The sequence below is a fragment of the Streptomyces sp. NPDC099050 genome (assembly GCF_044759865.1).
Lineage (GTDB): Bacteria > Actinomycetota > Actinomycetes > Streptomycetales > Streptomycetaceae > Streptomyces.
On sequence record NZ_JBIWAE010000014.1, the window covers coordinates 57,053 to 80,307 of the forward strand.

Annotated in this window: 20 protein-coding genes and 1 pseudogene; 14 read left to right on the forward strand and 7 right to left on the reverse strand. The window is 72.7% G+C overall.

The window, feature by feature from the left end; all coding sequences use genetic code 11:
* Positions 1 to 85: 85 nt before the first annotated feature.
* The 3 genes from ACIQV3_RS23340 to ACIQV3_RS23350 form a co-directional block, all read right to left on the reverse strand.
* On the reverse strand, positions 86 to 400 hold the full coding sequence (locus tag ACIQV3_RS23340) for a hypothetical protein (protein ID WP_403714691.1): 315 nt from the start codon (positions 398 to 400) through the stop codon (positions 86 to 88).
* 129 nt (positions 401 to 529) lie between these two features.
* A complete protein-coding gene (locus ACIQV3_RS23345) occupies positions 530 to 1,693 on the reverse strand; it encodes an aromatic acid exporter family protein (protein WP_403714693.1) in 1,164 nt (387 codons plus the stop codon).
* 10 nt (positions 1,694 to 1,703) lie between these two features.
* Entirely contained in the window at positions 1,704 to 2,345 is a 642-nt protein-coding gene (locus tag ACIQV3_RS23350; protein WP_403714695.1) for an anion permease, read from the reverse strand.
* A gap of 245 nt (positions 2,346 to 2,590) precedes the next feature.
* On the opposite strand from ACIQV3_RS23350, the gene ACIQV3_RS23355 reads away from it, so the two are divergent.
* From ACIQV3_RS23355 to ACIQV3_RS23380, 6 genes and pseudogenes are all read left to right on the forward strand, one after another.
* Positions 2,591 to 3,373, forward strand: coding sequence for a MarR family winged helix-turn-helix transcriptional regulator (locus ACIQV3_RS23355; RefSeq protein ID WP_403714697.1), 783 nt, complete (start codon positions 2,591 to 2,593; stop codon positions 3,371 to 3,373).
* Between the two features lie 347 nt (positions 3,374 to 3,720).
* Positions 3,721 to 3,885 (forward strand): annotated as a pseudogene (locus tag ACIQV3_RS23360) (cation/H(+) antiporter); the annotation flags it as partial.
* Between the two features lie 19 nt (positions 3,886 to 3,904).
* The gene (locus tag ACIQV3_RS23365) at positions 3,905 to 4,435 is read left to right on the forward strand and encodes a cation:proton antiporter (protein WP_403714699.1); all 531 of its coding nucleotides are present in this window, start codon (positions 3,905 to 3,907) and stop codon (positions 4,433 to 4,435) included.
* Between the two features lie 41 nt (positions 4,436 to 4,476).
* Positions 4,477 to 4,986: an O-acetyl-ADP-ribose deacetylase gene (locus ACIQV3_RS23370; RefSeq protein ID WP_403714701.1), complete on the forward strand. Its 510-nt coding sequence runs from the start codon at positions 4,477 to 4,479 to the stop codon at positions 4,984 to 4,986.
* A 353-nt stretch (positions 4,987 to 5,339) separates the two neighbouring features.
* Positions 5,340 to 5,666 (forward strand): hypothetical protein, encoded by a 327-nt coding sequence (locus ACIQV3_RS23375; RefSeq protein WP_403714703.1) that lies wholly within the window; start codon positions 5,340 to 5,342, stop codon positions 5,664 to 5,666.
* 95 nt (positions 5,667 to 5,761) lie between these two features.
* On the forward strand, positions 5,762 to 7,024 hold the full coding sequence (locus ACIQV3_RS23380) for a protein kinase (RefSeq protein WP_403714705.1): 1,263 nt from the start codon (positions 5,762 to 5,764) through the stop codon (positions 7,022 to 7,024).
* Positions 7,025 to 7,492: 468 nt separating this feature from the next.
* On the opposite strand, the gene ACIQV3_RS23385 is transcribed toward ACIQV3_RS23380, so the two are convergent.
* On the reverse strand, positions 7,493 to 7,879 hold the full coding sequence (locus tag ACIQV3_RS23385) for an ArsR/SmtB family transcription factor (RefSeq protein WP_403714707.1): 387 nt from the start codon (positions 7,877 to 7,879) through the stop codon (positions 7,493 to 7,495).
* A gap of 93 nt (positions 7,880 to 7,972) precedes the next feature.
* On the opposite strand from ACIQV3_RS23385, the gene ACIQV3_RS23390 reads away from it, so the two are divergent.
* The 6 genes from ACIQV3_RS23390 to ACIQV3_RS23415 all read left to right on the forward strand — a co-directional run bounded on the left by ACIQV3_RS23390 (position 7,973) and on the right by ACIQV3_RS23415 (position 13,794).
* Entirely contained in the window at positions 7,973 to 9,946 is a 1,974-nt protein-coding gene (locus tag ACIQV3_RS23390) for a heavy metal translocating P-type ATPase (RefSeq protein ID WP_403714710.1), read from the forward strand.
* Positions 9,943 to 10,362 (forward strand): (2Fe-2S) ferredoxin domain-containing protein, encoded by a 420-nt coding sequence (locus tag ACIQV3_RS23395; RefSeq protein WP_403714713.1) that lies wholly within the window; start codon positions 9,943 to 9,945, stop codon positions 10,360 to 10,362. The genes ACIQV3_RS23390 and ACIQV3_RS23395 overlap by 4 nt, the downstream gene beginning before the upstream one ends.
* Positions 10,363 to 10,619: 257 nt before the next feature.
* Positions 10,620 to 11,039, forward strand: a complete 420-nt coding sequence (locus ACIQV3_RS23400; protein ID WP_403714716.1) for a DUF6153 family protein — start codon at positions 10,620 to 10,622, stop codon at positions 11,037 to 11,039.
* A gap of 123 nt (positions 11,040 to 11,162) precedes the next feature.
* The gene (locus ACIQV3_RS23405) at positions 11,163 to 11,786 is read left to right on the forward strand and encodes a DUF305 domain-containing protein (protein ID WP_403714718.1); all 624 of its coding nucleotides are present in this window, start codon (positions 11,163 to 11,165) and stop codon (positions 11,784 to 11,786) included.
* Positions 11,787 to 11,942: 156 nt separating this feature from the next.
* Positions 11,943 to 12,464, forward strand: a complete 522-nt coding sequence (locus ACIQV3_RS23410) for a DUF4396 domain-containing protein (protein WP_403714721.1) — start codon at positions 11,943 to 11,945, stop codon at positions 12,462 to 12,464.
* A gap of 415 nt (positions 12,465 to 12,879) precedes the next feature.
* Positions 12,880 to 13,794 (forward strand): CPBP family intramembrane glutamic endopeptidase, encoded by a 915-nt coding sequence (locus ACIQV3_RS23415; RefSeq protein ID WP_403714723.1) that lies wholly within the window; start codon positions 12,880 to 12,882, stop codon positions 13,792 to 13,794.
* A gap of 4 nt (positions 13,795 to 13,798) precedes the next feature.
* On the opposite strand, the gene ACIQV3_RS23420 is transcribed toward ACIQV3_RS23415, so the two are convergent.
* The gene (locus tag ACIQV3_RS23420) at positions 13,799 to 14,569 is read right to left on the reverse strand and encodes a maleate cis-trans isomerase (RefSeq protein WP_403714725.1); all 771 of its coding nucleotides are present in this window, start codon (positions 14,567 to 14,569) and stop codon (positions 13,799 to 13,801) included.
* A 171-nt stretch (positions 14,570 to 14,740) separates the two neighbouring features.
* Here ACIQV3_RS23420 and recQ point away from each other — a divergent pair, with 171 nt between their 5' ends.
* The gene (gene recQ / locus ACIQV3_RS23425) at positions 14,741 to 16,828 is read left to right on the forward strand and encodes a DNA helicase RecQ (RefSeq protein ID WP_403714728.1); all 2,088 of its coding nucleotides are present in this window, start codon (positions 14,741 to 14,743) and stop codon (positions 16,826 to 16,828) included.
* Between the two features lie 210 nt (positions 16,829 to 17,038).
* Positions 17,039 to 19,090, forward strand: coding sequence for a SpoIIE family protein phosphatase (locus tag ACIQV3_RS23430; RefSeq protein ID WP_403714730.1), 2,052 nt, complete (start codon positions 17,039 to 17,041; stop codon positions 19,088 to 19,090).
* A 292-nt stretch (positions 19,091 to 19,382) separates the two neighbouring features.
* On the opposite strand, the gene ACIQV3_RS23435 is transcribed toward ACIQV3_RS23430, so the two are convergent.
* A complete protein-coding gene (locus ACIQV3_RS23435; RefSeq protein ID WP_403714732.1) occupies positions 19,383 to 22,208 on the reverse strand; it encodes a SpoIIE family protein phosphatase in 2,826 nt (941 codons plus the stop codon).
* Positions 22,205 to 23,209 carry a GlxA family transcriptional regulator gene (locus ACIQV3_RS23440; protein ID WP_403714734.1) on the reverse strand — a complete coding sequence of 335 codons (1,005 nt, stop codon included), beginning with the start codon at positions 23,207 to 23,209 and terminating at the stop codon, positions 22,205 to 22,207. The genes ACIQV3_RS23435 and ACIQV3_RS23440 overlap by 4 nt, the downstream gene beginning before the upstream one ends.
* Positions 23,210 to 23,255 lie beyond the last annotated feature (46 nt).

Here is a 23,255-nt window from a genome sequence, read left to right on the forward strand (position 1 = left end):
GCCGCCCTGAGACTGCCCCGGGGCCGCCCTGAGACTGTCCTGAGGCCGCCCCGAAGGCGGCCTCACCCCTCCGCGGACGCCGGGCTCACGCGGTCCTGACGTCGGCCGGGCGCCGGTGGCCGCAGTCGATCTCGTTGCCGGCGACGTCCGTGACGTATCCGTGGACCCCGTTGAAGTGCACCGTCACCGAACCGGGGCGGTAGTCCACCTGGAAGGCCTCGTTGCCGTGCGTCGTCCCGGGCCAGGGTTCACCTTCGGGGGATCCGACCGTCCACACCACGAAGGTCTCACCGGGCCGCAGCCAGTGATCGCTCCCGTAGCACTCCAGGACCAGCTCCAAAAGCTCGGGACCGTTGTTCCCGACCCGTAGCCGTGCCACTGGTACGTCCTGCGCTGCCACTTTTCCTCCCCCCCGCCCACGGCCCCGCCTGCCGCAGCAGGGTACGCGGGCACCGCTCGGCCCGAGCCCGGGCCTCCCCCCGGTCGCGGCACGGGGCAGGCCCTGAGGCCGGCCCGTGCGGGCCCGCGGCTAGCCGAAGGCGGCCTTGTGGGGGCCGATCGACGGGTCGAGTTCGTGGAGCATCTTCCGGGCGTCCTCCAGGATTCCGGCGGTGCACAGGACGCGCCAGTCCGCGTAGGCGGGGGACTGTGCCAGCGCGGTGTGCAGGAAGCCGGTCTCGGCCGCGCCCAGCAGCCCCGCCAGGCGGGCCCGCAGCTCGGGCGAGGGGGCGTCCTCCCGTACGTGTACGTCGGCCAGGTCGCCCAGCATCGCGGCGAGCGAGGCCAGTACCCCGTCCAGCCCGGCCGGGGCGTCGGCCCGCAGGGGCAGCAGGGGCTCTTCGTGCTGGGCCCAGTGCAGGGCGGGCGGGCGGCCTTCGCGGAAGGTCAGGTTGTACAGGCCGCGGGTGATCCCCCGGACCTGGTGCCCCACGTGGTCGAGGCACTGGGTGGCTTCGGCGAGCCGGTCCAGCCGGGGCCGCGCGAACCGGCCGCGCGGACGCCAGCGGATCGCGTCCTCGGCCTCGCGGACGGCCTGGCGCACCGCGTCGAGCTCCTTGGACAGCGAGCGCGCCCGGCGGACCCAGTCCCCGGTGCGCGCGGCCCAGTCCTCCTCGGCCAGGCCGCGGGCGATCTCGGCCAGCAGCGCGGCCATCTGCCGGTTCAGGCGGGCCAGTTCCTCACCGGCGCGGCGGGTGAAACCGGGGGCGGGCAGCGCGAGGCCGACCAACGTGCCGACGAGCACGCCGACGACGTTGTCCTCCAGCCGCGAGGCCCCGTACCCGAAGGAGGTGGCGGCGCCCATCACGAGCACGGCGGTCAGCGCGATCTGGTGCATCTGCGAACCGAGGTTCATCACGCGTCCCGCGTACATGCCGACCAGGACCACGAGGACGACGCTCACCGTGTTCGTGCCGATGGACGCGGTGGCCGCCACGCCGAGCAGGAAGCCGAACAGGATCCCGGCCGCCCGCTGCAGGCTCTTGCGCGCGGTGGCGAAGGGGGTGGTCTGCGCGGCCAGGATGGCGCCGACGGGCGCGAGCGAGGCCGAGTCGGAGTGCAGCAGCACCGAGGCGATCCACCAGGCGAGTCCCGCCGAGATCGCCGCGCGCACGACCATGCTTTCGTCGCCGAAGCCGGCGGTCATCCGGGACCGCAGGCCCTCCGCCGCCACCGTGCTGCCCGATACCTTCACTTTGGGGACCTTACGTGACGAGATGCGGAGCCGGGCTCAGGCGGTCGCGGTCGCGGTGGCCGTGGCCGTGGCGGGGGCCGTGGCAGGGCCGTGGCAGGGGGTGCGACCGCCTCCGGCGCGACGTTCCGCGCGGTGACGGCCGTACGGCGGGACCGGGCCAGAAGGCGAGGGCCGCGCACAGCAGCAGGGCGGCCGTGGTGTCCTGGCCCCAGGCACCCTGCTCCGTGAGCACGACGGCCAGGGCGGCGACGAGCCCCGCCGCGGGCAGCGTGAGGAGCCAGGACACGAGCATGGCCCGCACGGTCTTCCGGCTCAGGACCCCGCCGGGGGTGGCGCGCCCGGCCCCGGAGACGCTGCCGGTGACGGCGTGCGTGGTCGACACCGCGAAGCCCAGGTGCGAGGAGCCCGGCAGCACGGCCGCCGCGCTCGTCCGGGGCACGCAGCCCTGCCGCGGGCCGAGCCGGGTCAGGCCGGTGCCGAGCGTACGGATGATGCGCCAGCCGCACGTGTGGGTGCCCGGGGCCCTCGTGAGCCCCGCCGCCACGGTGGCCCACAGCGGGGTCCCGGACCCGGCGGGCAGGGAGCCCGCCGTGACCAGCGCCAGCATGATCACGCCCATGGTCTCCTGCCCGACGCCGGTGCCGTGCGCCATCGACACGAGGGCCGCCGCGAGCACCCGCCCGGCGCGGGCTCCGCGGCCCTCATCGGGTTCCGGGTGGTGCGGGCGGCGGGCGCGGTCGTGCTCCAGGCCAACGGCGTGGCCCGGGTGAAGACCGGCTCGCCCGCCGCACGGCTGCGGACCGTGCTCGGCGTGCAGGCCGCCGCCCAGGCCGTCGGGTTGGCGCTCTGCCCACCGTCGGGGCCGCGCTCGGCTGGCGCTGGACCTACTGGATCAACGTGCCCGTCGGGCTGATCGCCCTGGCCGCCGGCCACTACCTGCTCCCGCGCACCCGCGACCGGGGCCCCCGTACGCCGCTCCGACCGGGCCGGGGTCCTGTGGCTGACCACCGCCACGCCCCTGCCACCGCCACCGCCACCGCCGCCGGCCTGCTGGTCGCGCTCAGCTCCCTGTCGGGGCCCGCACCCCCGCTCGCCTGCGCACTCGGCGTACTGGGCCCGGGCCCGGGCCCGCTCCGTCCCCGGCCGCCGCGGCGGAGCGCGAGTAGCGTGGTGGACATGGCCTCCATGCCGGGCACGCCCGGCGCCCCGGACGCGCGGCCCGGCGCGGACTCGCCCGAAGCCCGGGCGCTGACCGCCGCCGTCACCCGCCTGCGCCGCGCACTGCGTGCCTCGATCCGTACGGAGTACCCCTGGGAGCAGCTCCCCATGGCCCAGGTGGAACTCCTCCAGGTCTGCGTCGACCACTCCCCGGTCCGCGTCAGCGAACTCGCCGCCCGCCAGCGCCTCGCGCAGTCCACGGTGAGCGGGCTCGTCGCCACGATGGCCACGAACGGGCTGGTGACCCGCGAGGTGGACAGCGAGGACCGGCGCGCCGCGGCCGTCAGCGCCACCGACGCCGGCCGGCTGCGGCTGGCCGCCTGGACCCGCGCCCATGAACGCCGCCTGGAACGGGCGCTGACGGCCCTGCCCGATGCCGACCGCACGGCGCTCCGCGAGGCCCTTCCGGCCCTCGCCCGCCTCGCCGCCCGCCTGGAGGAGGCGGACGGCAAGAGCGGGTAGGGGCGGATGCCGGAACGCGTGGAACGAGTCGGGGCCGCGGACCGGGGCGCAATGGCAGGTCCGGCATCCCTTCCGGGGAAGCATCCGTGCTTCGGAGCCGGTCCGTCACGTAGCCGACGAAGCTCCGGTTGTACCTGGCGAGGTTCCCAAGTCACCCCGAAATAACGGGGCTTCGACGTGTCGTCGGGCTGTCGCGGTATGTCTCATCACGTGCCACACGGCAAGTCGTGAGGAGCCTTCGTGATGATGGGTCGCTCTGTCCCCGTGCCCGGGGGCCCGCTGTGACCGAGTCCCAGGCCGTCCACCTCTTCCTGGGCCTGGCCGTGATCCTGGGTCTGGCCCGGGCGATGGGGGCGCTGGCCCGCAGATTCGGTCAGCCCGCGGTGATCGGTGAGATCCTCGCGGGGGTGCTGCTGGGGCCCACCCTGTTCGGCAGCCACCTCTCGGGCGTCATCTTCCCCGCCGAGGTCCGGCCCCTGCTGGGCGCACTCGCCGGAGTGGGTGTCGCGCTCTTCATGTTCGTTGTCGGCAGTGAGCTTCGACCTCGGCATCCTGCGCGGCGGGGGACGGGCCACCGTGTGGACCTCCCTCTGCTCGACCCTGCTGCCGCTGATGATGGGCGCCGCCCTGGCCTTGACGCTGGTGTCCTCGCATCACCAGGGCTCGTCCGTCGGCTTCGTACTGTTCTTCGCGGTCGCGATGTCCGTGACGGCGTTTCCCGTACTGGCGCGGATCATCGCCGACCGTGAACTGGCCAACACCCGCGTCGGTGCCATCGCCTTGGCCTGCGCCGCCATCACCGACCTGCTCGCCTGGACGCTGCTCGCCGTGGTGGCCGCCATTGCCACGGGCGAGCGCCTCGACTGGCGGCCGGCGCTCCTGGTGCCGTACGTGGCGCTGATGGTCACCGCGGTCCGCCCGCTGCTCCGCCGGGCGGCCCGGAAGGTCCCGGAGGACGCCCCGGGCGGCCGGACGGGCAGCAGGACCTCCCCGCCGCCCGGCCGGGAGCCGCGTATCGTCCCCTCGCAGAACCGCGAAGTGACCGACACGAAATCTCGCTGATCCCACGGCGCATGGCCGCGTCGGCGAAGGAAGGAAGCCCGGTGCCGCGCATCACGCTCGTCAGGGGCGACATCACCGCCGAGGAGGCCGACGCGGTGGTCAACGCCGCCAACTCCTCGCTCCTCGGCGGCGGCGGAGTCGACGGAGCGATCCACCGGCGCGGCGGCCCGGAGATCCTGGCCGCCTGCGAGGACCTGCGCCGTTCCCACTACGGCAAGGGCCTGGCGACGGGCCGGGCCGTCGCCACCACGGCCGGCCGGCTCCCGGCGGAGCACGTGATCCACACGGTCGGCCCGGTGTATCAGGTTTCCGGCGGCGATCCGTCGCTGTTGACCTCTTGCTACCGGGAGTCGCTGAAGGTCGCGGACGAACTGGGGGCGCGGACGGTCGCCTTCCCGGCCATCTCGACCGGGGCGTACGGGTGGCCGATGGAGGATGCTGCCCGCATCGCGGTGGAGGCGGTGCGTGGCGCTGAGACGGCCGTGGAAGAGGTGAGATTCGTCCTCTTCGACGAGTCGGCTTACGAAGCGTTCGCCGATCAGCTCCGCTGACCGGACATGGTTGCGACATACCCATCACGTCTGAGTCCCCGAGAATCGACATCCTGAGGCGGTACCTCCACAGAGGTGCCGCCTCAGGTGCTTCAGCCGTGGCGCCAACTGGATTCCGACGACCCATCATGTCGAGTGTGTCGCGATCCTTGAGCCCGTTGGAAAGGGGCTCTGACCTGCGGGTTAGGGCATTGTGCGCTGTGTGCGTTGTGGGTGATATCTTGACGCTGATTCGACGCTCGTGACGCACATTTGACGCACGCCGTCGGTGATGCCTGATGATTCGCCACGCGGATGGGCGCCTCCCGCGCAGATTGTGATCTTGGTGCGGGAGGTGCCCTTCTCGGTAATGGGTGACCGAGTCGGTCGGTGGCAGACCCGCGCTCTACCTTCTCTCTCCGAACACGTTCTGTGACGATTCGAGGGGGCTCGCGACTAGGCTCGGGCCACTGGTGGGTTTCCAGGGCGTCCTCGACGCCGAGGGGGTGCAGGTCGAACTCCTCGGCGACGACCAGCAGCTCGGCCTCGGTCGGTCGGTGCAGGTCGATCCACGCCACGCCCCCTTCCGCCTCGCGGAGCTTGCCGACGCCCGGATGCCCGCAGCCCGAACGCCTGCTGCCGTCAGCCGGGCCGGCCCTTGGGCGAACGGCGGTCTCTGTGGTGCCTCTTGGTGTCGGTAGGCTGAGGCCGCCGCGAAGTCCCGAGCGCGAGCTGATACTGCCGAGTGCGGGCCGCGTTTGTCCGGATCGCTCACGAGAATCGGGGTTGTACGCACGTGCTGGTGGCAGAGCGGTACCGGTTGGACGCCTCGATCGGCAGCGGTGGCATGGGAGAGGTCTTTCGGGCCTCTGACCAAGTGCTGCGCAGGCCGGTTGCCGTCAAGCTGCTGCTGGGGGGAGCCGTCGACCCGTTGGCGGGCGACCGCTTCCGCCTCGAAGCGCAGACTGCCGCGCGCCTGAGCCATCCCCATGTGGTGGGAGTCTTCGACTTCGGCTCCTGGGAAGACCGCTTCTACCTCGTGATGGAACTGGTCGAGGGTGCCAGCCTGGCCCAGGAACTGGAACGGGGCGGCCGGCTGTCGGCCGAGCGCGTGGCCGGTATCGCCGCACAGGCTGCTGCCGGACTGGCGGCAGCCCACGGGCAGGGCATCGTGCACCGTGACATAAAGCCCGGCAATCTCCTGACAGATGCCACCGGGACGGTCAAGATCGCCGATTTCGGCATCGCCAAGTTCGTCGACGACCCCTCCACGGCGCTGACCTCAACCGGTCAGATTCTGGGAACCGGCCTGTATCTGGCCCCTGAGCGGGCCCTGGGCCGGCAGGCGGGTCCTGCGTCCGACGTGTACTCGCTCGGCTGCGTGCTGTATCAACTCCTCGTCGGGAGAACGCCGTTCCAGTCCGACACCACGACGGGCGTGCTCTACCAGCACGTCGACGCAACTCCGGTGTCGCCACGACAGCTCGGCGTGGATCTGCCGGTCGCATTCGAGGCGTACCTGCTGCGGCTTCTCGCGAAGCAGCCGGAGGACCGTCCGACGGCACAGCACGTGGCCGAATGGTTCGCCACGGAATCGTGGCGGGGCCACACCGCTCCCCGTCCCTCGACGGCACCGCCGACCGCGTACGGGAAGGCGTCCACACCGCCGGCCGCGGCCGAGACGGCTCACATGCCTGCCCTGACCGCACCGCCGTCTACCGGCGGGCACCGGGCCCTGCCCGGACAGCCCCGCAGGATCACGGAGTCGATCCGGTCCATGCCGCGAGCAACAAGGTTGATCGCCGGAATGGTCGTCCTGGTCGCCGCATCCCTGATGGGAATGGTCTGGCTCTCACCCGAGGGCTCGAACAAGACTCCGCAAGCGGATCCGTCCGGCTCGGTCATCAGCCCGCCGCGCCCGTCGGCCTCCCTGCCCGCGCCTACGCCTACGCCTACGCAGTCGTCCGGCGAGCCGGAGGATGAACGTGAAGAGGGTGATGGCGAAGTCAGCGGCAAGGACCGGAAGAAGCAACACGGCAAGAAGGGTCGGGGAAACTAGGGCGGCGAAGGGCGCCTCGTTCGCCGTGAAGGCAGCGGGCGCCGGTTCACAGCTGCACGAAGAGGGTTTCGCCGCTGTGTTCGACAATCTTGTCGAAGCCGATCAGGTCGATAACGTCGAGTGGGCCCCACGGCGGCGGTTCGACACCGGCCGCTTCCAGCGCGTCACACGCTCCGGATGATGCGAACGGGCCGGCCCACCTTGACCAATGACGCGATGCGGGCTTCTCAGACCGGTAGGTATCCGGGTGGGGCAAGGCCAAGGCGGTACTGGGCGAGATCGCCCGCCGAACGTGGCCTGAGCCGCGGGAGCCACTACCGCACGCCGCATCCTCCACGAGGCCGCCGAAGCCACAAACCCTCTCAGTCTGATGAGGCTCTTCGGGATCACGGAGAAGACGCCATGCACTACCTCTCCGTCGCCCACTCCAAGTGCACGGTCAGGCTGCCCGGTTAGCCGGCGCGCCGGTCAGTCGGCGGTGACGGTCGTGGGCGCAGCGGCGGGGGAATCACGGATGCCCATGCGTAGGTGTTCTACGTGGTAGAGGGCTTGGTCGAGGAGCTCGGCGACGTGGTTGTCGTAGAGCGCGTAGACGATCGAGCGGCCGTGGCGTTCGCCGGTGACCAGGCCGAGGTTGCGCAGCAGGCGCAGCTGGTGGGAGCAGGCGGAGGCCTCCATGTCGACCGCCTCCGCGAGATCGCCAACCGAGCAGGGGCCTTCCTGGAGGCGGGCCAGGATGTGGAGCCGGGAGGGCGTGGCGAGGGCCTGGAGGGTGGCGGCCACGTCGGCGGTGCCGACGGCGTCGAGGCGCTCGCGGGTGGTGGCGCTGCTGGCGGTGCCGGTTCCGTGACCCATGCGGACATCATACCGATGACACCTGAAGACCTGTTCATGTGTTCCTGTATGGTGAGGGTGTTGCCCCATCCGCCCGTGAAGGGTTGCTTTGTCATGTCTGCTGTCCTCGACCAGCGGCCTGCGCCGCCCGCCGACCGGCTGCTCCCCGCGCCGCCGAAGCGGCGGACGCGGCTTCTGGCGCTGCCGGAGGCCCGGTGGGCGCTGGCCGCCCTGGTGCTGTTCCTGATCGCCCTTTCGCTCGATCTCCTCGGCGCGCCCGCGTGGTTGTGGGTCCCGCTGTACGCCGTCGTCTACATCACAGGCGGCTGGGAGCCGGGATGGGAGGGCCTGAAGGCCCTGAAGGACAAGACCTTGGATGTGGATCTCCTGATGGTCGTCGCGGCGCTCGGCGCCGCATCCATCGGGCAGGTCCTCGACGGGGCGCTGCTGATCGTCATCTTCGCCACCTCCGGCGCCCTTGAGGCCGTCGCGACGGCCCGGACCGCCGATTCGGTGCGCGGCCTCCTCGACGTGGCGCCGAGCACCGCCACCCGGCTCCTGCCGGACGGCGGGGAGGAGAGCGTGCCGGCCGACATCCTCACGGTCGGGGACGTCATCCTGGTGCGGCCCGGCGAGCGGGTAGGCGCCGACGGCCAGGTCCTCGACGGGACCAGTGACGTCGACCAGGCGACCATCACCGGTGAGCCGCTCCCGGTGGCCAAGCAGGTGGGTGATGAGGTGTTCGCCGGCACGGTCAACGGCACCGGCGCCCTGCGGGTACTGGTCGAGCGGGAGCCGGCGGACTCAGTGATCGCCCGGATCGTGAAGATGGTCGAGGAAGCCTCCGAAACCAAGGCCCCCACCCAGCTGTTCATCGAGAAGGTCGAACAGCGCTACTCGATCGGCATGGTCGTCGCGACCTTGGCCGTGTTCGCGGTCCCGCTCGCCTTCGGCGACGGCCTTCAGCCGGCCCTGCTCCGTGCGATGACGTTCATGATCGTGGCCTCGCCGTGCGCGGTGGTGCTGTCCACGATGCCGCCGCTGCTGTCCGCCATCGCCAACGCGGGCCGCCACGGGGTCCTGGCCAAGTCGGCCGTCGTCATGGAACGCCTGGGCCAGATCGACACCGTCGCGCTGGACAAGACCGGCACCCTCACCGAGGGCGCCCCGCAGGTCACCGACATCCGCCCCCACCCGGCCTCCGGACTGGACGAGCACGGGCTGCTGGCGCTGGCGGCCGCAGCCGAGCACCCCAGTGAGCACCCGCTGGCCCGGGCGGTCGTCCAGGCCGCCCGCGAACGCGGCCTCACGCTCGCCGCGTCCACCGACTTCGCTTCCGCCCCTGGATCGGGTGTCACCGCCACCGTCGGAGGCCGCGCCATCCGGGTGGGCTCCCCGGCCCTCGCAGCGGCCGGCGGCCAGGACATCGGCGGCGTGGTGCGGGCGCTGGAAGACGAAGGCCGCACCGCGGTCCTCGTCCTGCGCGACGACATCCCGGTCGGCGTACTCGGCATCGCCGACCGCCTGCGACCCGACGCCAAGGCGACGGTGGCGGCGCTCACCGAGCTGACCGGCCGGGCTCCTGTCCTGCTGACCGGGGACAACGAGCGCGCCGCCCGCCACGTAGCGGCGGAGGTGGGCATCACCGACGTCCGCGCCGGGCTCCTTCCGCAGGACAAAGTGGCCGCGGTCAAGGAGTGGGAGGCCGAGGGCCGACGGGTGCTGGTCGTCGGTGACGGAGTCAACGACGCCCCCGCGCTGGCCGCCGCGCACTCCGGCATCGCGATGGGCAAGGCCGGCTCCGACCTCGCGCTGGAGACCGCCGACGCGGTCGTCGTGCGCGACGAACTCGCCACCATCCCCGCGATCGTCGGCCTGTCCCGCAGAGCCCGCCGCCTGATGGTGCAGAACCTCGTCATCGCCGGGATCTTCATCACCGCGCTCGTGGCCTGGGACCTGATCGGGACCCTCCCGCTCCCGCTCGGAGTCGCCGGCCACGAAGGCTCCACTGTCATCGTCGGCCTCAACGGCCTGCGCTTGCTGCGCGAGCGAGCCTGGACGGGCTCCCTCGGCAAGGACTGCCCGTGAGCAAGCGCCCGCGCAGCCGCACGGCCGCCGCGACCGGGGCGTCCGGTGCCCGCTGCACGGTCACCGTCTGCCGGGGATGCTGCTGCGGCACCCCGGCCAAGGTCACCCGCCTCGACCACGAAGCCCAGCTCACCGACCTGCGCACCGCTCTGGCCGCAGTGGCGATGGTCCGGCGCACCGGCTGCCTGAACGCGTGTGAACGCGCCAACGTCGTCGTCATCCAACCCTCCGCCGAAGGCCGGAGGGCCGGCGGGCGCCCGGTGTGGCTCGGCGAGGTCAACGACCCCGGCGCCACCGCCGACATCGCCGCCTGGGTTGCCGAGGGCGGCCCCGGCCTGGCCGAGCCCCCGGGCGTCCTCGACTTCTACACCTTCCAGCCCTCACGCCGGGTAGGCGCTGAACTCCACGACGAATAGACACCTCCGTCTGCCCCACCGAGCCGAGCCCGCCAGACCGGGTGCCTCCACAAGGCCGCCTGCGAACCTGGGCTGGATTCTGGGTGCGCGCGCTCGCCACCTTCTGGAGGAGGGCGGACCGGGTCCCCGCGGGCACCGTTTCCGGTCTTGCTCGGGGAAGGCCACCGTTTCTGAGAATCATCGGCAGTGCCGTCAGGTGATCAGGGGCCTGGCCGCTGGGGTAGGCGCAGCTGAGGGCCGGATCGTACGATGACAGCATGACCAGCATGACCAGCACGATGCAGCCGTCGAGCCGCCGCCCTGCCGGGCGCGGCTTCGTGTTGTTGGTGCTGGCGGTGCTGGCCGGTGTGCTGGCCATGCACGGGCTCGGACCGGGACCTGCTCCCACGAAGGCGTCGGCGGTTGCCGTCGGCCACGTCACGGCGATGGCCCACGAAGAGGGTGCCCGGCAGGTGGTGGGCGCCTGCTCGCACACTGATGGCGGAATGAGCCACGCGGACCACGCGGACGCCACGTGCGCGGCCACAGGTGTCGGCGCCGGCTATGCGCCTCCCGTTCTGGCCGCGGCGTTCGATGCAGGGCCCGAACCCGTGGCTCTGCCCGGCGGCGCGGCGGGGACTCCCGAGATCGGGCGGGCGCCGCCCGATCTCGCCGAGCTGCAACTCCTCCGGATATAGGACCGCCCACACGGCACCTCCTTGCCCCGGCTTGAGCCGGCGGGGATGCCGTGCTCCGGCACGTCCTCATTCCGTATCGGCGCCCGCCCGCTCAGGGGCGGCGCATCAAGGAGTCGCACCACCATGAACAAGAACCTCATCCGCCGGACCGCCCTCGTCGCCGTCGCGGGCGCAGCCTCCCTCGTGCTCGCCGCGTGCGGGTCGAGCGACGACACCTCCGCCGGGCACGACGGCAGCAGCTCCTCTCCCTCGGCCTCCTCGTCCGCTCCGGCCTCTCAGGGGCAGCACAATGCGGCCGACGTCGCGTTCGCCAAGGGGATGATCCCCCACCACCGTCAGGCTGTGGAAATGGCCGACCTCGCTCCCACCAGGGCCGAGTCCGCCGAGGTCAAGAAGCTCGCCGACGAGATCAGGAAGGCGCAGGACCCGGAGATCAAGACGCTCTCCGGGTGGCTCACCTCATGGGGCGAGCAGGTTCCCGCCGAGGGAGCCATGGACCACTCCGCGCACGGCATGGCCGGGATGATGACGGCCGAGGAGATGGAGAAACTGAAGGACTCCTCGGGCAAGGCGTTCGACAACGCCTTCATGGAAATGATGATCAAGCACCACGAGGGTGCCGTGGCGATGGCGAAGACGGAAAAGGCCGAAGGTGCCTTCTCTGACGCCAAGACAATGGCCGACGCCATCATCACCTCACAGACCGCCGAGATCACCCGGATGAACAGCCTGCTCGGCAGGAGCTGACCACTCTCCGTGGAAGGGGTGTGCGGGGCCTTCGCGGCTCGGCGCACCCCTTCCTCATTCTCTGCTGACCCCCTTAACGAATACCCTGGGGGGGTATATGGTTGGTGTGGGCCTGCGGGAGCGGGGTCACACTGGACGGGATTGGGGATGACGGTCATGGACCACAGCACGCACCACGCAGCCGCCGCTCACGACCACAGCGCACACCAGGCGCACACGGCTCACAGCGGGCGCCAGATGGGCGGGGTGACCTGGGGGGCCGCCGCGAAGGCGACGCTGCACTGCCTGACCGGCTGTGCGATCGGTGAGATCCTCGGCATGGTCATCGGTACCGCTCTGATGTGGGGCAACGTCCAGACGATGGTCCTGGCGATCACGCTGGCGTTCGTCTTCGGCTACTCGTTCACGCTGTTCGCGGTCCGCAGGGCCGGTCTGGACTGGAAGAGCGCGGTCAAGGTGGCTCTGGCCGCTGACACCGTCTCGATCGCGGTGATGGAGCTCGTCGACAACGGCATCATCGCCCTGACACCCGGGGCGATGGACGCGCACCTGTCGGACGCGCTGTTCTGGACGGCGCTGCTGGGCGGCTTCGCCGTGGCCTTCGTGATCACGACTCCGGTCAACAAGTGGATGATCGGCCGCGGCAAGGGCCACGCCGTCGTCCACGCCTACCACTGACCCAGTCGTAAGGCGCCGCGCTCCGCCCCGGCCCACCTCACGGTGCGGCCGGGCGCGCTCGCGTGGAAGGGGCGTCGGACAGTGCCCCGGCGGCCACCCCGCCGCCACCGCCTGCTCCGACGCCCTGAATTTCTTCACCAGTGACGCCACTGCCCGCACCTGGAGGAAGACGCATCCGAGGTCCCCGGCGGCATCATCGGCCACGAAGGCGCGGATGAGATCGCCACGCAGACCTTCGGGTTACTCCTTCGACGAGCGGGCCCACGAGGCGTTCGCGGCAGCGGTGGAAGAGCCTGAGCCGGGGGGTAGGTCCCGTTAAGCCCGAATGGGGATCCCTGGTGCTTTTTGTTGCATTCCGTATGGGATTCTTCTCTGAAAGTCGGACAAGTCGACGACCGGGTGAGAAGGAGCAGCTGTGGGGGACGGTACGGACGCGATACGGGAGGGCCGGGGCCAGGAGCGGGGCCAGGACCAGGACCGGGGCCAGGACCAGGGCCAGGGCCAGGACCGGGGTCGGCCGGGAAGAAGGCTTTCGTGGCCCTGGTTCCTGGTCGTGGTGGTCGTGTACCTGGTGGTCATCCAGGGACTGGGACTCCTGGTCGGGCTGGACACCAGCTACTCCGACAGCGCCTTCCCCACCACCGAGTCACTGGTCCGCAACGCCCTGATCCCCATCGGAGCGTCGATCGTGTTCGGCGCGGCCCTCGTCACCTGGCTCGGCTGGTGGAGCGAAGTCCTCACCTACCGGGCGCCCGTGCGGCGCTGGGTGCGCTGGGTGCCGATCTCGATGCTCGTCGTCGCGCTGGTCGGCCTGAACTTCGGACACCTCGCCGACCAGAGCGTCTCCCTCGTGGCCTGCCTGCTGCTGCTCGGGCTGTTCGTCGGAGTCGGCGAGGAGCTCATGTTCCGGGGCATCGGCGTCCACGTCTTCCGCCGCGCCGGACTCACCGAGGGCAAGGTCGCCCTCTACTCCTCGCTCGTCTTCGGCCTCGCGCACGTCAGCAACGCCATCGGCGAGGGGCCGCAGGCCCTCGTGCAGGCCGTCCTGGTGTCCACCTCGGGCTACTTCTTCTATCTGTGCCTGCGCGTCGGCGGCACCATCCTGCTGCCGATGCTCGTCCACGGCCTGTGGGACACCAGCCTGTTCTCCAACCTGGTGGGAGACGAGCCCCAGGCATCCCTGGGCATGCTCCTGATCATCGTCCTCCAGGCCTCCCTGATCGTGGTGCTGCTCCTCAGGCGGCGCACGATCGAGCCCGCGCCCGTGCCCGACGCACCCGCCGCACCCGCCGTGCCCGCCGCACCCGCCGTCCCGCCCGTCGGGAGCTGACGGGCTAGCCGGCCGAGAACAGTCGGCCGTAGTCCGTGACGGGGGCCGTCGGGGTGCCCGCCGCGCGCAGGGCCGCCCACAGGAGGGTCTGGTTCGCGGTCAGGACCGGGCGTCCCAGGGTGGCCTCCAGGGCCGCGATCGCCCCGACGGCGCGGAAGCCGTTGCCGCCGATGACGACCGCGTCCGCCGTGTCGGGGACGTGCGCGGCCACCCAGTCGTGCAGGGCCCGCGGTCCGATGAGGGTCTGCCCGCTGGGCAGGCCGCAGGGGGCGGCGTACGGGACCTCGAAGCCGGTGTCCTCGTAGTAGCCCCGGCCCAGGTCGCTCAGTGTCTCGTCGAACCACGGCGGGTCCACCAGGGCGATCCGGCCGGCGCCCAGGACCCGCAGCGCCTCGACGGTGGCGGCGCAGGTGGCGACCACGGGCAGCCCGTGGGTGCGCTCGCGCAGCCGGTCCAGCATGTACCCCTCCCCGCGCGGGCCGATGACGTAGGCGGAGCTGGTGAAGGCGTAGGCGATCACCGACACGGGGGCAGCCGCCAGCAGCTCGGCGGCATCGTCCAGGTGCGGGGGCTCGGCGAAGGCCCGTACGGGGGCCAGCGGAATGGTGGAGTCGATCGCGCCGCCGCGTCCCATCGCCCGGAACGGCACCCGGGCGGTGTGCAGGCCCACGTCGGCGGGAGCCATGGCGCGCAGTTCGGACTCGGGGCCGACATCGGCGTGCGGGGTGAGGACGCCGAGGCGGACGCGCACGTCCCACCCGTCGGGCTGCCACATCGCGTGTTCCTCTCGGAGACCGGGGGATACGGGAGGTCTTCCACTGTGTCACCGGTCGGGCCGTCGAGGTGCCCGGCCGCGCCGCGTGCGGGGCCGAGCTGCCCTCCCGGATATCCACAGGGCCGGGCGGATCCGGGCGGATGTGTCCGAGGAGGTCGCTAGGCTTCTGGGATGACCACTTCGGAAGCAGCCGTCGAGATCCCCGACGCCCAGCAGGTGCTCCACCGCGTCTTCGGGTACGACTCGTTCCGCGGCGAGCAGCAGCAGATCATCGAGCACGTCGCCGGCGGCGGCGACGCGCTGGTGCTGATGCCCACCGGCGGCGGCAAATCGCTCTGCTACCAGATCCCGGCGCTGGTCAGAGCGGGTACCGGAGTGGTGATCTCCCCGCTGATCGCCCTGATGCAGGACCAGGTGGACGCCCTCAACGCGCTCGGGGTGCGGGCCGGGTTCCTCAATTCGACGCAGCTGTCCGACGACCGGCGCGCGGTGGAGCAGGCCTTCCTCGCGGGCGAGCTCGACCTGCTCTACCTGGCGCCCGAGCGGCTGCGCAGCGAAGGGACGCAGCGGCTGCTCGACCGGGGCACGGTCTCGCTCTTCGCCATCGACGAGGCGCACTGCGTCGCCCAGTGGGGCCACGACTTCCGGCCCGACTACCTCGCGCTGTCCATGCTGCACGAGCGCTGGCCGAAGGTGCCCCGGATCGCGCTGACCGCGACGGCCACCGAGGCCACGCACGCCGAGATCGCGGCGCGGCTCGGCCTGGAGGAAGCCCGCCACTTCGTGGCCGGCTTCGACCGGCCGAACATCCAGTACCGGATCGTGGGGAAGAACAACCCGGTCAAGCAGCTGCTGGAGCTGATCCGCACCGAGCACCCCGGCGACGCCGGGGTCGTGTACTGCCTCTCGCGCGCCTCGGTGGAGAAGACGGCGGCGGCCCTGGTCGAGCAGGGCATCGATGCCGTGCCCTACCACGCGGGCATGGACTCCCGGGCGCGCGCGGCGAACCAGTCGAAGTTCCTGCGGGAGGACGGGGTCGTGGTGGTGGCCACGATCGCGTTCGGCATGGGCATCGACAAGCCGGACGTGCGCTTCGTGGCCCACCTGGACCTGCCCAAATCGGTCGAGGGCTACTACCAGGAGACCGGCCGCGCGGGCCGCGACGGCGAGCCGGCCACGGCCTGGCTGGCGTACGGGCTCCAGGACGTGGTGCAGCAGCGCAAGATGATCGAGGGCTCCGAGGGAGACGAGGCGCACCGCCGCGCGCTGGCCGGACACCTGGAGGCGATGCTCGCGCTGTGCGAGACGGTCGGCTGCCGCCGGGTGCGGCTGCTGGCGTACTTCGGGCAGACCGGCGCGCCGGACTGCGGGAACTGCGACACCTGCCTGACGCCCGCCGAGTCCTGGGACGGGACGGTCGCGGCGCAGAAGCTGCTGTCCACGGTGTGGCGGCTGGCCAAGGAGCGGCGCCAGAAGTTCGGCGCCGGCCAGATCATCGACATCCTCCAGGGCAAGAAGACGGCCAAGGTCATCCAGTTCGACCACGACGGCCTCTCCGTGTTCGGCATCGGCGCCGACCTGGGCACCAACGAATGGCGCGGGGTCGTCCGGCAGCTGCTGGCGCTCGGACTGCTGGCGGTGGAGGGCGACTACGGCACGCTGGTGCTGACCGAGGCCAGCGGCGAGGTGCTGGGCGGCCGGCGGAGCGTCCCGATGCGCAAGGAGACGGCGCCGCCGGCCGGTTCCTCCCGCAAGGAGTCCGGGTCGCGCTCCGGGAAGGGCGGCCGGGTACCGGTCGACCTGCCGGCGGCCGCCGTGCCGGTGTTCGAGTCCCTCCGGGCGTGGCGCGCCGAGACGGCGCGGGAGCAGGGCGTGCCGGCGTACGTCGTCTTCCACGACGCGACGCTGCGGGAGATCGCGACGCGGCTGCCCGTGACGGTCGCGGAGCTGGGCACGATCAACGGAGTCGGCGAGGCGAAGCTCGCCAAGTACGCCGAGGGCATCCTGAAGACCCTGGGCGGCGAGCGGCCCGGGCCGGGCGCGGAGGGCGCGGAGGGCACGGAGGCGGAGACCGCGGCCGCCCCGGCTACGGCCGCCGCCCCGGCCCCCCGGGCGGCCGCCGCCGCCCCTGCGGCGGTCCCGGCCGTGCCCGCCCAGACGCAGACCCAGACCCAGACCCAGCAGGCCCCTCGGGCGGAGGAGTCGCTCTTCGGCCCGGAGGACGAGGACATCGACCCGCCCTGGGACGACTGGGAGTAGACGACTGGGAGTAGACGATGGGGAGCAGGCGACGGGGAGCAGGCGACTGGGACGAGCCGACGGGGAGCGGGCGGCGGAGAGCGGACGGCGGGGGAGCGGTGGCCCGGTTGCCGCGATTCCGCCCCGTCCGGCCCGACACAGCGCCGGTCGGCTGAGGCTCGGATAGGGTGAATCGGTAGGAATCGGGCCCCCTGGGGTGAGGTCGGCGCATTGGACACGTACCAGGAGACGAGCGAGGTACCGGACCAGCCGGTGGCTGCTGTCGGGTACGCGGGCGTACTGAGCGAGCTGCTGCCGATCGCCCTGTGGCGGGAGGACGCCGACGGGCTCGTCGTCGAGTGGTCGCTGGCCGCCCAGGACCTGCTCGGCCACCGCCCCGAGGACATCCTCGGCCGGCCGGGCTCCGACGTGCTCGTCCCCGACGCCAACCACGAGCTCGCCGACCAGCTGACCCGCCGGGTCCAGGCCGGGGAGACGGTCGTCGGCACCCTGCCCGTGCGCCACCGCGACGGACATCAGGTCGCCATGGAGATGTGGATCCTGCCCTCCCCGGATCCGCAGGGGCGCACCGGTTCCATGCTCATCGCCGTGGAGACCTCCGAGGTCCTGCGGATGCGCGATTCGCTCGCCGCGCTGCAGAGCCTGTTCACCCAGTCGCCGATCGGCCTCGGCACCCTCGGCCCCGACCTGCGCTTCCTGCGAGTCAACGACGCCCTCGCCCGGATGAACGGGGTGTCCGCCGCCGAGCACGTGGGCAAACGGCTCACCGAGGTCGTGCCCGGGGTCAACGCCGCCGCGCTCGAGCGGCTCATGCGCAAGGTGCTGGAGTGCGGCTCCGCCGTCGTGGACGTCCGCCGCACCGGCCGCACCCCCGCCGACCCCGACCACGACCGGACCTGGTCCTGCTCCTACGCCCCGCTGCTGGACGGCTCCGGGCGGCGGCTCGGCCTGATCGCCTCCCTCATCGACATCACCGACGGGCAGCGCGCCCAGGCGGAGGCGGAGCGGGCCCGCAGCCGGTTCGCCCTGCTCTCCGAGGCCGGAACCCGCATCGGCACCACGCTGGACCTCAGGCAGACGGCCCAGGAGCTCGCGGAGGTGCTGGTGCCGCAGCTCGCCGACTCGGCCGACGTACAGCTCCTGGAAGCCGTACTGGACCCGGACGAGGCGGGCGCGTCCACCCGGGGCCTGCTGCGCCGCCTGGCTTCCCTCTTCCCGGACCCGGCCGCGCCCACCGCCAAGCTGGTCGCCGGGCAGACCTTCCAGATCCCGGCGCACACCGCCTACGAGCAGGTCATTACCGAGGGCGTGGCGATGAACCTCTTCACCGCCGACATCCCGGCCCTGATCAAGGACCCGCGCGCGGCCGCGCTGCGCGCGTACCTGGCCACCCTCGGCTGCGCCCGCATGGTGCCGCTGGTGGCCCGCGGGAGGGTGCTCGGGGTGGTCGTGGTGACCCGGGTGCGCGGGCGCGAGGTCTTCGACCACGAGGACTGCGTGCTGATCGACGAGGTGGTGGCCCGGGCGGCCCTGAACATCGACAACGCCCGGATGTACACCACCCAGCGCGCGGCGGCCCTGACGCTGCAGCGCAGCCTCACCAACAACGCGCTGCCCGAGGTCGCCGGCCTGGAGCTGACCGGCCGCTACCTGCCGGCCAGCGACCACGACGTCGGCGGGGACTGGTTCGACGTGATCGAGCTGCCGGACGGCCGGACCGGCCTGGTGATCGGCGACGTGATGGGCCACGGCATCCACGCGGCCGCGGTCATGGGCCAGCTGCGCACCGCCGTACGGACCCTGGCGCGGCACCAGGTGACTCCGGAGGAGATGCTCCGCTCGCTGGACGCGGTCGTGGCCGACCTCGGCGAGGACGAGATGGCCACCTGCGTCTACGCCGTCCACGACCCGGTGACGGGCGCGTGCGTCATCGCCCGCGCCGGCCATCCGCCGCCGGCCGTGGTCACGGCCGCCGGGGCCGTGACCTTCCTGGACGGCCCGCCGGGAACCCCGCTCGGCACGGGTGGACGGGAGTTCCGCACGGAGGAGGTCCGCCTCGACCCGGGCAGCCTGCTCGTGCTCTACACGGACGGCCTCATCGAGTCCCGGGACCGGGACCTGGACGAGGGGATGGCGGGACTGGCGGGGGCCCTGAGGGGCGCGGGGGAGCCGCTGGAGGCCCTGTGCGACGCGATCCTGGAACGCCTCCTCCCGGAGGCCCCGCAGGACGACGTGGCGGTGCTGCTGGCACGGACCCTGTGAATGGCTGGTCGGGCGGCGCGCCGCTGTCGCAGGAGGAGCTGGGCGCCGTGCTCGACGGCCTGCTGGAGGACGCGGAGCGCGGCGAGTACGTCCCCTTCGTCGTCATCCACCTCGAAAGCGGCCGGGCCGCCGGCTGGACCACGTACATGGACAAGGCGTCCTGCGCCGCCACCGCCGACGTCACGACGGCACCTGGCGCGACACCGTGTACTTCTCCCTGCTGGCCGGCGAATGGCCGCGGGCGAAGGCCCGGCTTGCCGCGCGGCTCTAGAACGGGTGTCACGGCCTTCCGCTACCAGGCCAGGTCCTCCAGGGCCTCCAGGTCCACGACGGCCGGGGGCGACGGCTCCGCCCCGCCCGTCAGGGGCAGTTCCGCCCAGATCACCTTGCCGCGGTCCGTGTAGCGGGTGCCCCAGCGCTCGGCGTACTGGGCGACGAGGAACAGGCCGCGCCCGCCCTCGTCGGTCGTGGCCGCGTAGCGCAGGTGCGGTGAGGTGCTGCTGCCGTCGGAGATCTCGCAGATCAGCGTGCGGTCCCGGAGCAGCCGGACCCGGATCGGCGGGGTCCCGTAACGGATGGCGTTGGTGATCAGCTCGCTGAGGATGAGCTCGGCGGTGAAGGTGACCTCCCCCAGGCCCCACGCGGTGAGCTGCGCGGAGCCCGCCCGGCGGACCCGGGACACGTCCGAGGGGTCCGGGAGCACCTCCCACTCCGCGATCCGGTCGGCCGGGAGGCGCCGGGTGTCGGCGATGAGCAGGGCGATGTCATCGCTCGGCGCCGGGAACAGCAGCGAGGCCAGTACGTCGGAACAGGCCTGGTCGGGGCTTCGGTCCGGCCGGGACAGGGCCTCGGTCAGCAGGGCGATGCCGGTGTCGAAGTCCCGGTCGCGGTCCTCCAGCAGCCCGTCGGTGAACAGTACGAGCCGGCTCGCCTCGGGCAGCCGCAGCTCCACGGCCTCGAAGGGCATCCCGCCGACGCCCAGCGGCAGCCCGATCGGCAGCTCGGGGTACTCGACCCGGCCGTCGGGCAGGACCAGGGCCGGGCCGGGGTGACCCGCGCTGGCCATGGCGCAGTGGCCGGACACCGGGTCGTACACCGCGTACAGGCAGGTGGCGCCGGTGACGCCCGCGGACTCGCCGTCCCCGGCACCCTCGTCGGCCGAGGACTCGTCCTGGTCGATCCGGTCGATCAGCTCGTCGAGGTGGCCCAGCAGCTCGTCGGGCGGCATGTCGAGCGTGGAGAAGTTGTGCACGGCGGTCCGCAGCCGGCCCATGGTGGCGGCGGCGTGCACCCCGTGCCCCACCACGTCGCCGACGACCAGCGCGACCCGGGCCCCGGCGAGCGGGATCACGTCGAACCAGTCCCCGCCCACCCCCGCCTTAGCCGGCAGGTACCGGAAGGCGACGTCCACTGCGCTCAGATCGGGCAGCACCCGCGGCAGCAGACTCCGCTGGAGGGTCACCGCCACCGCGTGCTCGCGCGTGAAGCGGCGGGCGTTGTCGATGGAGACCGCGGCCCGCGCCGCCAGCTCCTCGGCGAAGGACAGGTCCTCCTCGTCGAAGGGCTCGGGGGTGTCGGCCCGCCAGAAGTTGGCCATGCCGAGAACCACCCCGCGGGCCTGGAGCGGTACGCAGACCAGCGAGTGCAGCCCGTAGTCCAGGGCCACCCGGGTGCCGTCCTGGTCCTGGGCCCGCCAGCCGAAGGCGGCGTTCAGATCGGCCGCGAGGACCGCCCGCCCGGCGTCCAGGGCCGCGGCCATCGGCGCGGTCGGCACCACGAAGCGGATGACGTCGCCCACCGGCTGGAGCGGGGAGTCCACGCGGATCCCGCTGATGGCGGCCCGGCGCATCTCGGTGTGCGTGCCGCTGCCGGGCTCCTCGCCGCGCAGCACCGGCTCCAGCAGCTCGACCGTGGCGAAGTCCGCGAACCGCGGGACCGCGACCTCGGAGAGCTCCTCGGCGGTGCGCACCACGTCCAGGGTGGTCCCGATGCGCACACCGGCGTCGTAGAGCAGCTGGAGGCGGTCGCGGGCGACCGCGGCCCGGCCGGAGAGCGCGGCGAGCTCGGTGGAGTCGCGCAGGGTGGTCACGGTGCCCGTAGGGCGGCCCCCGTAGGGCTTGGTCGGGCGTACGTTCACGGCGAGGAGCCGGTCGCCCGCCCGGTGGACCTCGTCGGTGGCGGCCCGCCCGGATGCCAGCAGCGCGGCCGTCGGCGGATCGAGGCCGAGCTCGCGCACGTGGCGCAGCTCGGCGTCGGCGGGCAGGTCGAGGAGGCGGCGGGCCTCGTCGTTGGCGAGCAGCAGCCGGCCTTCGGCGTCGATGATCAGGACGCCCTCGCGGACGGCGTGCAGAACCGCCTCGTGGTGTTCGTTCATCCGGGTCATCTCGGCCTCGCCGAGGCCCCGGGTCTGGCGCCGCAGCCGGCGGCTGACGAGGGCCGCGCCGCCGGTGCCCAGGAGCAGGGCGCCCGTGGCCGCGCCGAAGAGCAGGGGCAGCTGGCCCTCGACCCCGTCGCCGACGTTCGCGACCTCGATGCCGGTGGCGACCAGGCCGACCACCGCGCCCGTGGAATCCCGTACGGGGACCACGGCGCGGACCACGTCGCTCGGCTTGCCCTCGAACGTCTCGGTGAAGGGCTGCCCGGCCGCGGCGCGGGAGAGGTCGCCGGTGGCGCGCTGTCCGATCAGCTCGGGGCGGGAGTCGGTGTACCGGATCCCGTCGGTGGTCATGACGGCGATGAAATCGACGCCCGAGGCCCGGCGGGCGCCCTCGGCCAGCGGCTGGAGCTCGGCGGTCGGGTCGGCGGACTCGAGGGCCGCCGGGAGGCCGGGGGCGTGCGCGAAGGCCTCGGCGGCGGCGAGGGAGCGGTTGCGGGCGTCGCGCCGGCTGTCGTACCGGGCCTGGAAGAACAGGGTCGTGGCGGCGGCCGTGATCAGCACCAGCACGAGGACCGCTTGCAGGGCGAAGACCTGGCCGGCGACGCTGCGGGCGCCGAGCGAGAGGTGCGCGAACAGCCGGGAGCGTCCGGGCCCGGTTCCGGGTGGGGACCCGTCCTCGGGCGGGGGCCTGTCCTCGGGCGCTCCTCCGGAGCCCCCGGCTGGGCCAAAACGTCCGGTCATGAGCCATTTCTAACACTGTCGGCGGGGTTTGGGGGAGGCCCCGGGGGTCCTGGTGCGGTAGCGGCCGCACGGTACGCGCGAGGACTCGTGCCGACGTACGAGGTGAAGTGCTGGCGGAAGGTGACCTCGCTGGCGAATCCGGCCCGCCGGGCCACCTCGGTGACCGGGTGATCGGTGCGCTCCAGCAGTTTGCGGGCTTCGTCCAGACGGTGGCCCAGGAGCCATTTTTGCGGGGTGGTGCCGGTCGCCGCGGCGAAGTGCCGGGCGAAGGAACGCGGCGACATCCCGGCCCACCGGGCCAGGGTGGCCACGTCCAGCGCCTCGTGCAGCCGCCCGAGCGCCCGCTCCCGTACGAGGGCCAGCGCCTCGGCGGTCCGGTCGGCGAGCGGGGTCGGGCGGTCCAGGTACTGGGCGTGCTCGCCGGTCCGGAAGGGGCCGGTCACCATCGCGCGGGCGATGGCCGCGGCCGCCTCGGAGCCGTGGGCCTCGCGGACCAGGTGCAGGCAGAGGTCGATGCCGGAGGCGACTCCGGCGGAGGTCCACAGCCCGTCGTCCCCGACGTAGAGCGGGGCCTCCTCGACCCGTACGGCGGGGTACCGGCCGGCCAGTGACGGGGCCAGCGACCAGTGCGTCACGGCCCGGCGGCCCGCCAGCAGCCCGGCCTCGGCGAGGATGAAGGCGCCCGCGCACAGGGCGGCCACCGCGATGCCCCGGGCGTGGGCGTCCCGCAGGGCGGCGAGGACCGGCTCGGGCGTCGGGTCACCGGGCCGGTCCAGCGCGGGGACCACGACGAGGTCGGCGCGGGCGAGCCAGTCGAGCCCGCGGTCCGGGGTCAGGGAGAGCCCGCCGGGGAGCGGGATCGGGCCGGTGTCGAGGGCGCACCGGCGCAGCTCGAACGGCGGTACCCCGCGGTGGCCGCGGTCGTGCCCCCAGACCTCGGTGATGACGGCCAGGTCGAAAGCGCGGATGCCGGGCTGGGCGACGATCGCGACGCGGTGCATGGCCGAGAGTCTGCCACGGAGGCCCGCCGGAAGGGGAGGGCCGAGC

What these genes read in the sequence shown, in the direction of transcription:
- recQ (WP_403714728.1), top strand. Translation starts at nt 14,741, where the DNA reads ATGACCACTTCGGAAGCAGCCGTCGAGATCCCCGACGCCCAGCAGGTG.
- ACIQV3_RS23385 (WP_403714707.1), bottom strand. Translation starts at nt 7,879, where the DNA reads ATGGGTCACGGAACCGGCACCGCCAGCAGCGCCACCACCCGCGAGCGC.
- ACIQV3_RS23435 (WP_403714732.1), bottom strand. Translation starts at nt 22,208, where the DNA reads ATGACCGGACGTTTTGGCCCAGCCGGGGGCTCCGGAGGAGCGCCCGAG.
- ACIQV3_RS23390 (WP_403714710.1), top strand. Translation starts at nt 7,973, where the DNA reads ATGTCTGCTGTCCTCGACCAGCGGCCTGCGCCGCCCGCCGACCGGCTG.
- ACIQV3_RS23410 (WP_403714721.1), top strand. Translation starts at nt 11,943, where the DNA reads ATGGACCACAGCACGCACCACGCAGCCGCCGCTCACGACCACAGCGCA.
- ACIQV3_RS23350 (WP_403714695.1), bottom strand. Translation starts at nt 2,345, where the DNA reads ATGGCGCACGGCACCGGCGTCGGGCAGGAGACCATGGGCGTGATCATG.
- ACIQV3_RS23405 (WP_403714718.1), top strand. Translation starts at nt 11,163, where the DNA reads ATGAACAAGAACCTCATCCGCCGGACCGCCCTCGTCGCCGTCGCGGGC.
- ACIQV3_RS23420 (WP_403714725.1), bottom strand. Translation starts at nt 14,569, where the DNA reads ATGTGGCAGCCCGACGGGTGGGACGTGCGCGTCCGCCTCGGCGTCCTC.
- ACIQV3_RS23400 (WP_403714716.1), top strand. Translation starts at nt 10,620, where the DNA reads ATGACCAGCATGACCAGCACGATGCAGCCGTCGAGCCGCCGCCCTGCC.
- ACIQV3_RS23440 (WP_403714734.1), bottom strand. Translation starts at nt 23,209, where the DNA reads ATGCACCGCGTCGCGATCGTCGCCCAGCCCGGCATCCGCGCTTTCGAC.